The organism is Billgrantia pellis, assembly GCF_008297955.1.
Lineage (GTDB): Bacteria > Pseudomonadota > Gammaproteobacteria > Pseudomonadales > Halomonadaceae > Halomonas > Halomonas pellis.
On record NZ_VTPY01000001.1, the window covers coordinates 261,954 to 276,098 of the forward strand.

General features: G+C 62.7%; 11 protein-coding genes. 9 read left to right on the plus strand and 2 right to left on the minus strand.

The window, feature by feature from the left end; translation table 11 throughout:
• The first annotated feature begins 22 nt into the window (after positions 1–22).
• From F0A17_RS01280 to F0A17_RS01290, 3 genes are all read left to right on the plus strand, one after another.
• Positions 23–1,270, plus strand: coding sequence for a GspE/PulE family protein (locus tag F0A17_RS01280; protein WP_149326527.1), 1,248 nt, complete (start codon positions 23–25; stop codon positions 1,268–1,270).
• A gap of 135 nt (positions 1,271–1,405) precedes the next feature.
• On the plus strand, positions 1,406–2,020 hold the full coding sequence (locus F0A17_RS01285) for a L,D-transpeptidase family protein (protein WP_149326528.1): 615 nt from the start codon (positions 1,406–1,408) through the stop codon (positions 2,018–2,020).
• A gap of 191 nt (positions 2,021–2,211) precedes the next feature.
• Positions 2,212–2,475, plus strand: coding sequence for an Lpp/OprI family alanine-zipper lipoprotein (locus F0A17_RS01290; RefSeq protein ID WP_149326529.1), 264 nt, complete (start codon positions 2,212–2,214; stop codon positions 2,473–2,475).
• A 146-nt stretch (positions 2,476–2,621) separates the two neighbouring features.
• On the opposite strand, the gene F0A17_RS01295 is transcribed toward F0A17_RS01290, so the two are convergent.
• Positions 2,622–3,698, minus strand: coding sequence for a L,D-transpeptidase family protein (locus F0A17_RS01295; RefSeq protein ID WP_149326530.1), 1,077 nt, complete (start codon positions 3,696–3,698; stop codon positions 2,622–2,624).
• 183 nt (positions 3,699–3,881) lie between these two features.
• Positions 3,882–7,331 carry a transcription-repair coupling factor gene (gene mfd / locus F0A17_RS01300; protein ID WP_149326531.1) on the minus strand — a complete coding sequence of 1,150 codons (3,450 nt, stop codon included), beginning with the start codon at positions 7,329–7,331 and terminating at the stop codon, positions 3,882–3,884.
• A gap of 236 nt (positions 7,332–7,567) precedes the next feature.
• On the opposite strand from mfd, the gene F0A17_RS01305 reads away from it, so the two are divergent.
• The 6 genes from F0A17_RS01305 (at position 7,568) to nqrE (ending at position 14,084) form a co-directional block, all read left to right on the plus strand.
• Positions 7,568–9,031, plus strand: a complete 1,464-nt coding sequence (locus tag F0A17_RS01305; RefSeq protein WP_149326532.1) for a glyceraldehyde-3-phosphate dehydrogenase — start codon at positions 7,568–7,570, stop codon at positions 9,029–9,031.
• A gap of 366 nt (positions 9,032–9,397) precedes the next feature.
• Positions 9,398–10,747, plus strand: coding sequence for a Na(+)-translocating NADH-quinone reductase subunit A (locus F0A17_RS01310; protein ID WP_149326533.1), 1,350 nt, complete (start codon positions 9,398–9,400; stop codon positions 10,745–10,747).
• A complete protein-coding gene (locus F0A17_RS01315; protein ID WP_149326534.1) occupies positions 10,747–11,973 on the plus strand; it encodes an NADH:ubiquinone reductase (Na(+)-transporting) subunit B in 1,227 nt (408 codons plus the stop codon). Before F0A17_RS01310 ends, F0A17_RS01315 begins: the two co-directional genes overlap by 1 nt.
• Positions 11,973–12,785: a Na(+)-translocating NADH-quinone reductase subunit C gene (locus F0A17_RS01320; RefSeq protein WP_149326535.1), complete on the plus strand. Its 813-nt coding sequence runs from the start codon at positions 11,973–11,975 to the stop codon at positions 12,783–12,785. The genes F0A17_RS01315 and F0A17_RS01320 overlap by 1 nt, the downstream gene beginning before the upstream one ends.
• An 11-nt stretch (positions 12,786–12,796) precedes the next feature.
• Positions 12,797–13,465, plus strand: a complete 669-nt coding sequence (locus F0A17_RS01325) for an NADH:ubiquinone reductase (Na(+)-transporting) subunit D (RefSeq protein ID WP_149326536.1) — start codon at positions 12,797–12,799, stop codon at positions 13,463–13,465.
• 1 nt (position 13,466) lies between these two features.
• Positions 13,467–14,084 carry an NADH:ubiquinone reductase (Na(+)-transporting) subunit E gene (gene nqrE, locus F0A17_RS01330; protein ID WP_149326537.1) on the plus strand — a complete coding sequence of 206 codons (618 nt, stop codon included), beginning with the start codon at positions 13,467–13,469 and terminating at the stop codon, positions 14,082–14,084.
• Positions 14,085–14,145: the final 61 nt, after the last annotated feature.

Genomic DNA, 14,145 nt, shown 5'->3' on the forward strand with positions numbered 1-14,145 from the left:
GATTCTTCACGGAGGAAGCGATATGCCCGATAGCCAAGACACCTACCGCTCCCACCTGATGCCGGCATTGCGCCCGCTGCTCGAAGCGGCGCCGGCCCCCGGCAGCAATGCCCTGGAAGCCCACGCATTGCTCGACGATGCCCTGCGGGCCAGGGCGACCGATGTCCATCTCGACCCCCTCCATGACGGCTACCGTATTCGCCTGCGCATCGATGGACGCATCGTCGATGCGCTGCGCATCGAGTCCGGCCAGGGGGCGCGCCTGGTCAACCAGTTCAAGGTGCTGTCGGGGCTCAATCCGGTGCCTTCGCTGGCCACCGCCGAGGGCAGCTTCAGCTGGGCATTCGAGCCAGGGACAGAAGCGCTCTACATGCGGGTCACGGCGGTGCACTGCGTGGCGGGAGAGAAACTTGCGGTGCGTTTCCTGGCGCCGCCGCAGACCTTCGACGATACCGCCTCACTGGGCATCGGTGAGGAAGGGGCGATGGGGATACGCCGTTGGATGGATGCCACCGGCAGCATGCTGCTGGTGGCCGGACCCACCGGAGCCGGCAAGACCACGACGCTCTACACATTGCTCAACCAACTGCGGCTGACCGACAGTCACGTGGTGACTCTGGAGAATCCCGTGGAATACGGGATATCGGGTATCAACCAAGTCCAGGTGGACAAGGATCATGGGTTGAATTTCGAAAGCGGGACCCGCTCGCTTCTGCGCCTGGACCCTGACTACGTGCTGATTGGCGAGATCCGCGACGTCGAGTCGGCCCGTGCGGCGCTGAGCGTGACCAGCAGCGGTCGCTCGCTGATGGGCACCCTGCATAGTCGCGATGCCGTGGGCGTCGTCACGTCAATGCGCCAACTGGGACTTTCCGACAGCGAGATCGGAGCCAATCTCGGGCTGGTGATCGCTCAGCGCCTGGTGCGTCGCCTGTGTCAACACTGCCGTGTTCGGCAGCCGCCGGAACGTTCCGACAGCGAGTGGCTGCAGGCCATCGGGCTGTCGATGCCGGAGCTGACCTGGAGCGCTCCGGGCTGCACGCAGTGCGACGGCCTGGGTTACCGCGGCAGGATCGGGGTATTCGAGATCTGGCAGCTCACCCCGGAGGACTATGCTCGAATACTGCGCCATGCCGACGAGTCCGAGCTTCGCCGCGCCTTGCTCGAGCGGGGCGAGGCGCTGATGCTGTCCGACGGTCTGTCCAAGGCAGGGGCGGGCATCACCTCGCTGCGCGAGGTGTTCCGCATGGGGGCGATTCTCACGGCATGAAGACATCCAAACCTCCGGAATGAAAATCGCAAAGGCATGTCCGACGCGGAGTTACGCCAAGACGACAGACATGGGAGGCTGGAATGCGTTATAACTCGCCGAGCCTCGTATCGATTCAGTCCGCATGAGGAGCCGATGATCTCCATCACCCGCCGTCGCTTCGGCCAGCTTGCGCTGCTTACCCCTTTCACACTGCTCCTTGCCGAGCGGGCCAACGCCAACCTGATCGAGACGCTACTGGCGCGCGCCGATACTCCGCGTCACGCCGACGAAGTCTGGGTGCTCGTCGATGACGTCGAGGCGTCATTGAGTGTCTATCGCGGCAATCTCCGCCTCGAGCGATTCGCGCCGATCTCGCTGGGGCGGGGCGGGGCCAGCGTAGAGCGCACCGAAGGAGGCAATGTCACGCCGAAGGGGGAATTTCGTGTCAACCGATTCAACTGGGAGAGTCAGTGGCGTACCTTCATCGGGCTCGACTACCCGACGCCATTGCATGCGCGCATGGCATTGAAATCAGGGCTTTACACGGAGCAAGATTACGATGATTATTTCGCCTACTACCGGCGCCATGGTTATCCACCCCAGCGCACCGTGCTGGGAGGCTATATCGGTATCCATGGCCTCGGTAGGGCAGACCCGGAAGTACATGCCAACTATCACTGGACTCAGGGTTGCGTGGCGGTGACGGATTCGCAGATCGACAGGCTTTCCGAGCTAATCGGCATTGGCACTCGCGTCGTCATCCGCTAGGCTCTAGATACGCAAGGGACGTTTCGAGCTATGGACAAGCGCCGTAGGGTATTATAAAACAGCGTTTGACTCCTGTGCTTGGCAGCAGTCGCTGCAAGAATCCTGCATTGAGCAGGATAGCCTGATCTCAGGCTTCATTAACGCCGCTGTACCAACGTGTGCAGTACCAAGGAAGACTCAAGGAGAACACCATGACTCTGAAGACCACCCTGAAGCTGACCGCCGCTGCTGCTTCCCTGGCCATCCTGGCCGGTTGTGCCTCCAACGCTGCGCTGGACGAAGTCCGCCAGACTGCCGAAGCGGCTCAGGCCGACGCTGCCGAAGCACGCAGCATCGCGACTCAGGCGCAGAACACAGCCAACCAGGCGCAGCGTGACGCCCAGGCGGCTCTGCAGATGTCCGAGCAGAACCGCGAAGAAATGAACCGCATGTTCCAGCGTTCCATGCAGAAGTAATTCTGCCGGAACGCCGCATTGCCTTAGTGGCAGTAGCGGTTCTGCAACAGGAAAACCCCGCCTAGGCGGGGTTTTCTCGTTGGTTCGGATCGAGGCTCACCACAGCGGAGAATGGCAGGACGTCGTCCGCCGTGGCGGCAGCCAGGTCAGAGGTGGCTGACCTCGAGTTCCGAGAACAGCTCCGGCTGCTGGCTGATTTCCAGTTCGGAGAACAAGCCGCCGCCGAGCGCTTCCTCGCTTCCCTCCGAGAGAGGCTCCTCCTCGGCCACCCGGAGCAGCGAAATCAGGCGGCCGTCGGGCTGTTCCACCACTTGGCGCAGTTGGCCGTAATCGATCGGCGCGGGGTCCTCTCCGAAGGAGCCGGCCACGATTTCCATGGCGTTGAGGATCGGCTCGAAGGTGCCGAGGTTTTCCTCGAGCTGGGGGAACGATTGCGCGTAAAGAATCCCGTCGGCGGACCAGGCAACCTTGAACGGCTGGTCGATGATGTTCACCGGGGTGCCGCTCGGGACGCGCTCGTAGAGCGACTCGATATCCTCGGGGAACATGCGGATGCAGCCGCGGCTGGCACGCATGCCGACGCCGTCGGGACGGTTGGTGCCGTGGATCAGATAGCTTGGCAGACCGAGCAGGATGGCATGACGACCCAGTGGGTTGTCGGGGCCAGGCGGTACGATGGAGGGGGCCGGTTCGCCGCGTGCGGCGGCTTCCTCACGCATCGAGCGCGGTGGAGACCAGTGGGGGTCCTTCACCTTGACCGTGGTCCGGGTGACTCCGACCGGCGTGGCATAGCCGTCGCGACCGATGCTGATCGGATACGTCTCGACGATGCCCGGGCGTGAGTAGTAGTACAGACGCAGCTCGGAGAGATTGACCACGATGCCTTCGCGCGGGGCATCGGGTAGGATGTGCTGCGAGGGGATGACCACCTCGGTACCCGGACGAGGGGCCCAGATGCTGACCTCGGGGTTGGCCATGCGCATTCCCTCGTAGCCAACGTTGTGTCGGCGTCCGATATCGAGCAGCGTTTCGCCTTCCTCGACGGTCACGGTATAGACCTCGCCGATCACGTTGCCCTCTTCCGGCAAATGATAGTGGCCACGGGGCAGGGAGGCGCGCTCTTCGGCGCCTTCCTCGGCGATGGCGGGAGAGGCTAGCAGAGTCACCAGGCCCAGCAGGGCGGCACCAAGGCCGTGTCGCACGGCCAGTGTCGGATTCTTCATCAACGTTGCTTTCTCGTCATTGGGTCGTCTGCCGGAGGGACGCTTCCTGGCATCCGGTACCGTTCAGCACGACGATCAAGCGCCACTGCAAGGTGGCGCCGGGTGTGTCGATCTGCGATAAGACATTTGCGCATAGTATAGCGTTCTGCGGCGCGGGGGGAGCCCCGGCACCGATGAGACCGGTCAGGCGGCCTCGGTCTTGCGGTTTAACGTATCGAGGAGCTCCTCGACGACATGGAAGCGGGCCTCCTCGTTGCCCATGTCGGCCTCGAAGCGAAGCGTATCGGCACCGTCGAGGCGATAACGCTTTGGGGCCCCCTGGATCAACTTGACCAGGACCAGCGGATCGACGCGAGTCTGGGTGCCGAAGATCACGCGTCCGCGTTCGGTGCCGGCCTCGAGGCGCACGATTCCGAGCCGCTCGGCGCGCTGACGCAGCCGAGTCTGGCGCATCAGGGTCTTGACCGGTGCGGGCAGCAGGCCAAAGCGATCGATCATTTCCACCTGCAGCTCCTTGAGTTCTGCCTCGTCGCTGGCGCTGGCGATGCGCTTGTACATCACCAGGCGTTGCTGTACGTCGGGCAGATAATCGTCGGGAATCAGCGCCGGCAAATTGAGGCTGACTTCGACGCCCTCGTTGAGCGGCGCCTCGATGTTGGGCATCTTGCCGGCACGAATGGCGGCCACGGCGCGGTCGAGCATTTCCATGTAAAGGGTATAGCCGATGGCCTCCATCTGGCCGCTCTGCTCTTCGCCAAGCAGCTCGCCGGCGCCACGTATCTCCATGTCATGGCTGGCCAGGGTGAAGCCGGCGCCGAGATCCTCGGCGGCGCCGATCGCCTCAAGGCGCTTGACGGCGTCCTTGGTGATCGCCCGCGGCGGCGGGGCGAGCAAGTAGGCATAGGCCTGATGATGGCTGCGCCCTACGCGACCGCGCAGCTGGTGCAACTGGGCCAGGCCGAACTTGTCGGCACGCTCGATGATGATGGTATTGGCGCTGGGGATGTCGATGCCGGTCTCGATGATGGTAGAGCAGACCAGCACGTTGTAACGCTTGTGGTAGAAGTCCGACATGACCCGCTCAAGCGCCCGTTCGGGTAACTGGCCGTGGGCGACCGCCACTCGCGCTTCCGGCACCAACGCGCGGACCGTCTCGGCAGCCGTCTCGATGGTCTTGACTTCGTTGTGCAGGTAGTAGACTTGACCGCCACGCAGAATTTCGCGAAGGATCGCCTCCTTGATGATCGATTCGTCGCGCTGCTGGACAAAGGTCTTCACCGACAGGCGGCGGGCCGGCGGCGTGGCGATGATCGAAAGGTCGCGGATACCGCTCATGGCCATGTTGAGCGTACGTGGAATCGGCGTGGCGGTGAGGGTGAGGATGTCCACCTCGGCGCGTAGTTCCTTGAGACGCTCCTTCTGGGCGACGCCGAACCGGTGCTCTTCGTCGATGATGAGAAGTCCCATCTTGGATAGCTTCATTGATTTCGAGAGCAGCTTGTGGGTGCCGATCACGATGTCGGCCTGGCCGCTCTCGATGCGCTTGAGCGACTCCGCCTGGCCCTTGCCGGCGGTGAAACGCGAAACCAGCTCGATCTGCACCGCGGTATCGGCGAACCGGTCGCGAAAATTCTCGTAGTGCTGTCGGGCGAGCAGGGTGGTCGGTACGAGTACCACCACTTGGCGTCCTGAATGCACGGCGAGAAAGGCGGCGCGCATGGCGACTTCGGTCTTGCCGAAACCGACATCGCCGCAGACGACGCGATCCATGGGGCGCGGTGCGGTCATGTCACCGATCACCGCGGCGATGGCGGCGCGCTGATCCGGGGTTTCCTCGAACGGAAAACGGGCGGCGAAGCGGGCATACTCTTCGTCTGGCGGTGGGCAGGCGAAACCCTCGCGCGCTTCGCGGCGTGCGTAGACGTCGAGCAGTTCGGCGGCGGTATCGCGAATCTTCTCGGCGGCGCGTCGCCGGGCCTTGTCCCACTGTTCGGATCCGAGGCGATGCAGCGGGGCGAGCTCGTCGTCGGTACCGGCATAGCGTGAAATGAGATGCAGATTATCCACCGGCACGTAGAGCTTGGCGCCCTCGGCGTACTCGAGCGCCACGAATTCCGCAGCCTGGCCGCCGGCCTCGAGTCGCTCCAGGCCTCGGTATCGCCCCACACCGTGGGTCTGGTGGACTACCGGCGCTCCCGGGCGCAGTTCCGAGAGATGGCGGATCGCCAGTTCGCCAAGGTCCGTCGCCTTCTCCCGGCGTCGACTCTGGCGCACCACGTCACCGAAAAGTTCCGTCTCGCTGATGACGACGAGCTTGGGGTCCTCCAACCATAAACCGGCGTCGATCTCGCCTTCGGTGATGGCCAGGCGCATGTCGCCGGCGAGGAAGGTGGCGAAATCTTCGACGTGGGGGAGGGTCAAGGGCAGTGGGGCGAGGGTTTCCTCCAGGGCCTCGCGGCGCCCTCGCGATTCGGCGACGAAAAGCACTCGGGTCTCGCCGTGTTCTTCCAGAAAGCGCGCCAAAGTTGCCAGTGGCTGCTTCGCACGGGCGTTCACCGCCACGTCGGGCAATGCGCGGGCGGCAGGTATCTGGGCATGGCGCCGTTCCGGGTCGGCGACCAGTTCGACGCGGGGATGGCGCTTGATGGCGCCGAAGGCTTCGGCCACCGGCACGAAGGCGCGGTGCGGTGGCAGCAGCGGCCGGGTGGGATCGACGCCGAGATTCTCGTAGCGGCTCTCGATGGCCGCCCAATGATGCTCGGCGGCGGGATAGGTCTCGGGAAGCAGTGCGACCCGAGTGCCTTCGGCCAGATGGTCGAATAACGTCGCCGTCTCTTCGAAGAACAGGGGTAGGTACTGCTCCAGGCCGGGGGAGGGAATGCCCTTGAGGGCGTCCACGTAGAGCGGGCATTGGCGCGGGTCGACGTCGAACAACGTCTCGAAGCCCTCACGGAAGCAGGCAATGGCCGAGCGCGACAGCGAATATTCGTGGGCGGGCAGCAGCTCCACGCGCTCGACCTTATCCTGGCTGCGCTGGGTATCGGGGTCGAAGCGGCGCAGGCTGTCGATTTCGTCGTCGAACAGGTCGATGCGCAGTGGGCCGTCGCTGCCCATCGGAAAAAGATCGATCAGTGCCCCACGCAGAGCGTACTCGCCTGGTTCGTAGACGGTCTCCACGGCGCGATAGCCGGCCCGGGAAAGGCTTCCGCGGAATCCTTCGCGATCCAGCGATTGTCCCACCTCGAGCGTCATCACGCGCCCGGCGATATAGTCGACTGGGGGGAGTCGTTGCATCAGGGTATTGATCGGCACCAGCACGATGCCATGCTCGCCATTCTGTAGCCGGCGCAGCGTGCGCAGGCGCTCCGAGACAATGTCCTGATGCGGCGAGAAGCTGTCGTAGGGCAGGGTTTCCCAATCGGGAAACGGCAGAACCGGCACCGTGGCGAAGAAACGCAGGTCGTTCTCGAGACGCTGGGCGGTCGCGGTGTCGGGAGTGACCACCAGCAGCGGCGCATCGTCGGCGAGATGGGCCAACGCCAGGGCGGCTGCGCTGCCGGGCGGCATGTGCCAGTAGAGCGTGTCACGGACGCCCTGGGGGCGTGGCGGTTCGAGTGGCGAAAAGTTGGGCATGGTGTCGTCAGGCCATGTCGTGTGTCGTGGAATGCGGGCCGTCGGGGCCGGTTGCGCCGCCGGTCGAAGAGCATCTGCGCAGAGTGGAATGGCATCATACCAGCCCCACACGACGCTTGTAGTCAAACTCTGTTTCCTGTAATCCCCCTACAGCGCGTGCGACTATCCTTCGATTGCCCCACCGAAGCGCGGACGGGATAATGATAGGGAATTCCCGACTATGAGAGAGGCTTCACGTGAGTCAGCAACCCCTCGAGACCGTCTTCCAGGAGTGGCACGACAACCAGGCGCTCGCCGAGCAAATGATCCCGCTGATCGGCAGCCTCTACCGCCACAATAACGTGGTGACCACGCTCTACGGGCGCTCGCTCTTCAACCGCTCGGTGATTCGCATCCTGAAGGATCACCGCTTCGTCAGGAAGGTCGAGGGAACCGAGCTCTCCGTACGGGATACCCTGCCGCTGGTCCAGGCCATGACCGAGCTGAACCTGGGGCCGGCCCATGTCGACGTAGGGAAGCTGGGCGTGGCGTTCAAGAAACGCGGGGATGGCGACGTCAAGGCCTTCCTGCGTGAAGAACTCGCCGAGATCGTCGATGCGCACGATCCGAACGGTAACAACGGCCGGTCCAAGGACGTGGTGCTTTACGGTTTCGGCCGAATCGGCCGTCTGCTGGCCCGGGTGCTGGTGGAGAAGGCCGGTGGCGGCAACCTGCTGCGCCTGCGTGCGATCGTGGTGCGCGGCCGTGGCGACATCGCCAAGGATCTCGAGAAACGGGCCAGCCTGCTGCGCCGCGATTCCGTACACGGCCCCTTCGACGGCACCATCCACGTCGATACCGAAGCGCGTACCATTACCGCCAACGGCAACGTCATTCATGTCATTTATGCCGACAAACCCAGCGACATCGACTATACCGCGTACGGTATCGACAATGCCGTCGTGGTCGACAACACCGGCATCTGGCGTGACGAAGAGGGCCTCGGCCAGCATCTGCAGTGCAGGGGCGTGTCCAAAGCGCTCCTGACCGCTCCGGGCAAGGGTGGCATCAAGAACATCGTCTTCGGCATCAACCACGGCGATATCGAAGAGAACGACACCATCCTCTCGGCGGCGTCATGTACCACCAACGCCATCGTGCCGGTGCTCAAGGTACTCAACGACGAGTATGGCATCGAGTGCGGGCACGTGGAAACGGTGCACGCCTACACCAACGACCAGAACCTGATCGACAATTACCACAAGGGCGACCGCCGCGGCCGCAGTGCGCCGCTCAACATGGTGCTGACCGAGACCGGGGCGGCCAAGGCGGTGGCCAAAGCGTTGCCGGAGCTGACCGGCAAGCTGACCGGTAACGCCATCCGCGTGCCGATCCCCAACGTGTCCATGGCCATCCTCAACCTGACCCTAGGGCACGAGACCGACGCTGCGTCGCTTAACGACTACCTGCGTCGCATGTCGATCGATTCCGCCTACCAGAAGCAGATCGACTTCGTCGATTCGCCCGAGGTGGTCTCGTCCGATTTCGTGGGCAACCGGCATGCCGGCATCGTCGACGCCAAGGCGACCATCGCCAGTGGCAAGCAGGCCGTGCTCTACGTATGGTACGACAATGAGTTCGGTTACAGCTGCCAGGTGGTGCGTATTCTGCAGCACATCTCCAACGTGAACTTTCTGAAGTTGCCCCGCGCTCAGGGCTAGCTGCGAGGCAGCGTACGTTTCCGACCCGGCAGGGTCGGAAATGGCGGATCCAAGCATCTTCACGCTATCCGGGCCGACGTCTTCGGACGGTCGGCCCGCTCCATCGAGGCCTTCCCAACCCCTGAAACGAGTGCCTTTCAACGCCTATTGAACCCAGCCGAAGCCGCTTGACAGGCGGTTTTCTACCCCTTATTGCGACCTTAGGCCGTGTGGTCTTTGGTCGCGCTTGTCTTTATAATACTGTGGATTTTTTCGGGGTGGCCCGAAACGTTTCGGGCCTGACTGGTAACGTACTGACTCAACAAGAATTCGAATCCATTCGAACCCCTTTCCTTCGTATATCCGATCCATCAACTGGGCGAGACTATGATCGAAGTCAAGAAAGGCCTGGATCTCCCCATCATGGGGGCGCCCGAGCCGAGCATCGACGATGCCCGGCCCGTGCGTCACGTGGCTATCCTGGGCACCGACTACGTCGGTATGAAACCGACCATGGAGGTCCGGGAAGGGGACAAGGTGAAACTGGGCCAACTCCTCTTCACCGACAAGAAGAACGAAGGCGTGCGCTTCACGGCTCCGGCGGCCGGTGAAATCGTCGCCATCAACCGTGGCGAGAAGCGCAAGTTGCTCTCGGTCGTCGTCAAGGTCGACGAGAACGAGGAGGCGGTGGAGTTCACCGCTCATGGTCGCGACAAGCTTGAAAGCCTCGAGCGCCAGGTGGTCGTCGAACAACTGGTCGAGTCCGGCCTGTGGACGGCGCTGCGCACGCGCCCTTATTCACGCACGCCGGCAATCGACAGCGAGCCGGCGGACATCTTCGTCACGGCCATCGACACCCACCCCTTGAGTGCCAATCCCGCCGACGTCATCGCCGAGCAGCCCGAGGCGTTCGAGGACGGCCTCAAGGTGCTCGCGCGGCTGACCCAGGGCAAGGTCTTCCTGTGCACCGCACCCAACGCACCCATTCCCGGCGGCAACGTGGCGGGTGTGCAGCTCGAGACCTTTGCCGGTCCGCACCCGGCAGGCCTGGTCGGCACGCACATTCACTTCCTGTCGCCGGTCGCCCTGCACAAGCATGTCTGGCACATCGGCTACCAGGACGTGATCGCCTTCGGCAGGCTGTTCACCGAAGGCAAGCTCGATATGTCGCGAATCGTCGCCGTGGGAGGGCCGCGTGCCGAGAAACCGCGCCTGTTGCGAACGCGGATCGGCGCCAGCACCGAGGAACTGTTGGCGGGGGAAATCCTCCAACCCGAAGATACGCGCGTGATCTCCGGTTCGGTGTTCTCGGGATTCACCGCGGAGGGCAGCCTGCGTTATCTGGGGCGCTTCCACAACCAGTTCAGCCTGCTCGAAGAGGGCAACAAGCGGAGCTTCCTGGGCTGGTTGTCGCCGGGCAACAATCGCCACTCCGTGCTTGGCATCTACCTGTCGAGGTTCATGGGGCTCAACAACTATGCACCCAACACCTCTACCAACGGCTCCGAGCGCGCCATGGTGCCGGTGGGCGTTTATGAGGAAGTGATGCCGTTGGACATTCTGCCGACCCAGCTGCTGCGCACGCTGATCGTCGGTGACATCGAGGTGGCTATGCAGCTCGGATGCCTGGAGCTGGATGAAGAGGACCTGGCGCTGTGCACCTACGTGTGCCCGGGCAAGTACGAATACGGTCCCATCCTGCGTGAAAACCTCACCATGATCGAGAAAGAGGCCTGATGATGGGTATCCGACAGACACTCGACAATCTCGAACCTCATTTCCACAAGGGGGGGAAGTACGAGAAGTGGTATCCGCTCTTTGAAGCGGTCGACACCATCTTCTATTCGCCGCCCAGCGTGACCAAGACAACGGCTCATGTACGCGACGGCATCGACCTGAAGCGCATCATGATCACCGTGTGGCTATGTACCTTCCCGGCCATGTTCTTCGGCATGTGGAATGCCGGCTGGTTGGCCAACATGGCGATCGCCGACGGCTACGAGGCGCTGGGCGGGTGGCGCGAAGCCGTGGTGATGCTACTCGCGGGTAGCCACGATCCGGGCAGCATGTGGGCCAATTTCGTGCTTGGCGCCACCTACTTCCTGCCGATCTATCTGGTGACCTTCGTCGTCGGTGGCTTCTGGGAGGTGCTGTTCGCCATCAAGCGCGGCCACGAGGTCAACGAGGGCTTCTTCGTCACTTCCGTTCTGTATGCCCTGATCCTGCCTGCGACCATTCCGCTGTGGCAGGTGGCGCTGGGCATCACGTTCGGTGTCGTGATCGGCAAGGAAATCTTCGGCGGCACCGGCAAGAACTTCCTCAACCCGGCACTGACTGGCCGCGCCTTCCTCTACTTCGCCTATCCGGCGCAGATATCGGGCGACGAGGTGTGGGTGGCGGCCGATGGCTATACCGGCGCGACGCCTCTCTCCATCGCTTTCCAGGAAGGCATGGTGGAACTGACCTCCCAGTACAGCTGGTGGGATGCCTTCATTGGCTACCTGCCCGGCTCCGTCGGTGAGGTCTCGACCTTGGCCATCTTCATCGGCGCCGCGGTGCTGCTGTGGACCAAGATCGCCTCCTGGCGAATCATGCTGGGATGCCTGCTCGGCATGGTGGGGACGAGCCTGCTGTTCAATTTGGTCGGCTCCGAGAGCAACCCGATGTTCGCCATGCCCTGGTACTGGCACCTTGTCATCGGCGGCTTCGCCTTCGGCATGGTCTTCATGGCGACCGATCCGGTGTCTGCCTCGATGACGAACCCCGGTCGCCTGATCTTCGGCATCCTGATCGGTGTGATGACCGTACTGATCCGCGTAGTGAACCCGGCGTTCCCGGAAGGCATCATGCTGGCGATCCTGTTCGCCAACCTATTCGCTCCGCTGATCGACCACTTCTTTGTTCAGGCCAACATCAAGCGCCGCATGCGGCGTGTGGGTGTGCCGGCCGAGGAGACTGCCTGATGGCACAGAGCAATAACTCCATCAAGAAGATTCTCACGGTGGCGTTCGCACTCTGCATCGTGTGTTCGGTCATCGTGTCGACCGCGGCGGTGGCGCTGCGACCCAAGCAACAGCTCAACCAGGAGCTTGATCGCAAGACGAATATCCTGAGCGTGGCCAACCTGTACGAGCCGGGCATGGACGTCGAGGAAGCATTCCGCGAGGTGACGCCACGCGTGGTCGACATGCGCACGGGCGAGTACACCGATGAATTCGATCCGGAAACTTTCGACCACTTCCAGGCGGCACGCGATCCGGCCATGGGGCGTACCCTGTCGGGCGATCGCGACATCGCCGGTCTGAGCCGCGTCGAGAACTTCGCCACCGTCTATCTGGTCGGTGACCCCGAGGATCCGGATCAGGTCATCCTGCCGATCCGCGGCCAAGGGCTGTGGGGGTTGATGCGTGGCTTCATGTCGGTGGAAGGTGACGGAAACACCATCGTCGGTATCACCTATTACGAACACAGCGAGACGCCAGGGCTGGGTGCCGAGGTCAACAATCCACGCTGGCAGGCTCAGTGGGAAGGCAAGAAGATCTTCGCCGACGAGGAAGATCTGGCCCCGGCCATCCATCTGACCAAGGGCGGTGCCAGCGGCGAGACCGAAATCGATGCCCTGTCCGGCGCTACCCTGACCAGCAACGGCGTCACCAACATGCTGCAGTTCTGGTTGAGTCCGGAGGGGTTCGGCACCTACTTGGCACGCTTCCGTAGCGGAGTCGACCAGGAACAGGTGCAGGAAACCGACGTCGAACTCGAAGCTGAAGCTTAAGGAGCCTGAACATGTCCGCTGCGACTCCCAAGGGCGTCCTGATGACCCCGATCTTCAACAACAACCCCATCGCCTTGCAGGTCCTCGGTATCTGCTCGGCGCTGGCGGTGACGACCAGCATGAGCGTTTCGCTGGTCATGGCGCTGGCCGTTATTTCGGTAACGGCATTCTCCAACCTGTTCGTGTCGCTGATTCGCCACCATATTCCGTCCTCGATTCGCATCATCGTGCAGATGACCATCATCGCCTCGCTGGTGATCGTGGTGGATCAGGTGCTCAAGGCGTTCGCCTACGAGATGTCCAAGCAGCTCTCGGTGTTCGTCGGCCTGATCATCACCAACTGCATCGTGATGGGGCGTGCCGAAGGCTTCGCCATGCAGAACACGCCTGGCCTTTCCTTCTTGGACGGTGTCGGCAACGGGCTGGGCTACGGCTTCATCCTGATGACCGTGGGCTTCGTTCGTGAACTGCTCGGTTCGGGAAGCATCTTCGGTTTCACCGTGCTGCAAACGGTGCAGGATGGCGGCTGGTATGTGCCCAACGGCCTGTTGCTGCTGCCGCCGTCGGCGTTCTTCATCATCGGCCTGATCATCTGGGCGCTGCGCGAGACGCATCCGGAGCAGGTCGAGAGGAACGAGTTCGTGATGAGAAAGAACAGCATGCCGAAGGAGGCCGTGTAACATGGAGCACTACATCAGCCTTTTCGTTGCCTCGGTGTTCGTCGAAAACCTGGCGCTGGCGTTCTTCCTGGGCATGTGTACCTTCCTGGCGGTATCCAAGAAGGTGTCGGCCGCCATTGGTCTCGGTATTGCGGTGATCGTGGTGTTGACCATCTCCGTGCCGGTCAACAACGTCATCTTCAATGCGCTGTTGGCGGAAGGCGCCTTGACCTGGACCGGTATCGAAGGTGCCGAGAACATCGATCTGTCGTTCCTGGGTCTGCTCTCCTATATCGGTGTCATCGCCGCCCTGGTGCAGATTCTCGAGATGTTCCTCGACAAGTACGTCCCGGCGCTTTACAACGCGCTGGGCGTGTTCCTGCCGCTGATCACCGTGAACTGCGCCATCCTCGGTGGCGTGCTGTTCATGGTCGAGCGTAACTACGGTTTCGGCGAATCCGTGGTCTACGGGCTGGGCTCCGGCGTGGGCTGGGCCTTGGCCATCACCGCGCTGGCGGGGATTCGCGAGAGGCTCAAGTACAGTGACGTGCCGGCTGGTCTGCAGGGCCTGGGGATCACCTTCATCACCGTGGGGTTGATGTCGCTGGGCTTCATGTCCTTCTCGGGCATACAGCTCTGAGCCAGGGCACGTTTCCGGCGGCGTTCGCGCCGCCGGAAAACAGGTTACACAGCAAATAGGA

Excerpts from the sequence above, each read along its gene's own strand:
- F0A17_RS01280 (WP_149326527.1), top strand. The coding sequence starts at position 23 with ATGCCCGATAGCCAAGACACCTACCGCTCCCACCTGATGCCGGCATTG.
- F0A17_RS01285 (WP_149326528.1), top strand. The coding sequence starts at position 1,406 with ATGATCTCCATCACCCGCCGTCGCTTCGGCCAGCTTGCGCTGCTTACC.
- F0A17_RS01290 (WP_149326529.1), top strand. The coding sequence starts at position 2,212 with ATGACTCTGAAGACCACCCTGAAGCTGACCGCCGCTGCTGCTTCCCTG.
- F0A17_RS01295 (WP_149326530.1), bottom strand. The coding sequence starts at position 3,698 with ATGAAGAATCCGACACTGGCCGTGCGACACGGCCTTGGTGCCGCCCTG.
- mfd (WP_149326531.1), bottom strand. The coding sequence starts at position 7,331 with ATGCCCAACTTTTCGCCACTCGAACCGCCACGCCCCCAGGGCGTCCGT.
- F0A17_RS01310 (WP_149326533.1), top strand. The coding sequence starts at position 9,398 with ATGATCGAAGTCAAGAAAGGCCTGGATCTCCCCATCATGGGGGCGCCC.
- F0A17_RS01315 (WP_149326534.1), top strand. The coding sequence starts at position 10,747 with ATGATGGGTATCCGACAGACACTCGACAATCTCGAACCTCATTTCCAC.
- F0A17_RS01320 (WP_149326535.1), top strand. The coding sequence starts at position 11,973 with ATGGCACAGAGCAATAACTCCATCAAGAAGATTCTCACGGTGGCGTTC.
- F0A17_RS01325 (WP_149326536.1), top strand. The coding sequence starts at position 12,797 with ATGTCCGCTGCGACTCCCAAGGGCGTCCTGATGACCCCGATCTTCAAC.
- nqrE (WP_149326537.1), top strand. The coding sequence starts at position 13,467 with ATGGAGCACTACATCAGCCTTTTCGTTGCCTCGGTGTTCGTCGAAAAC.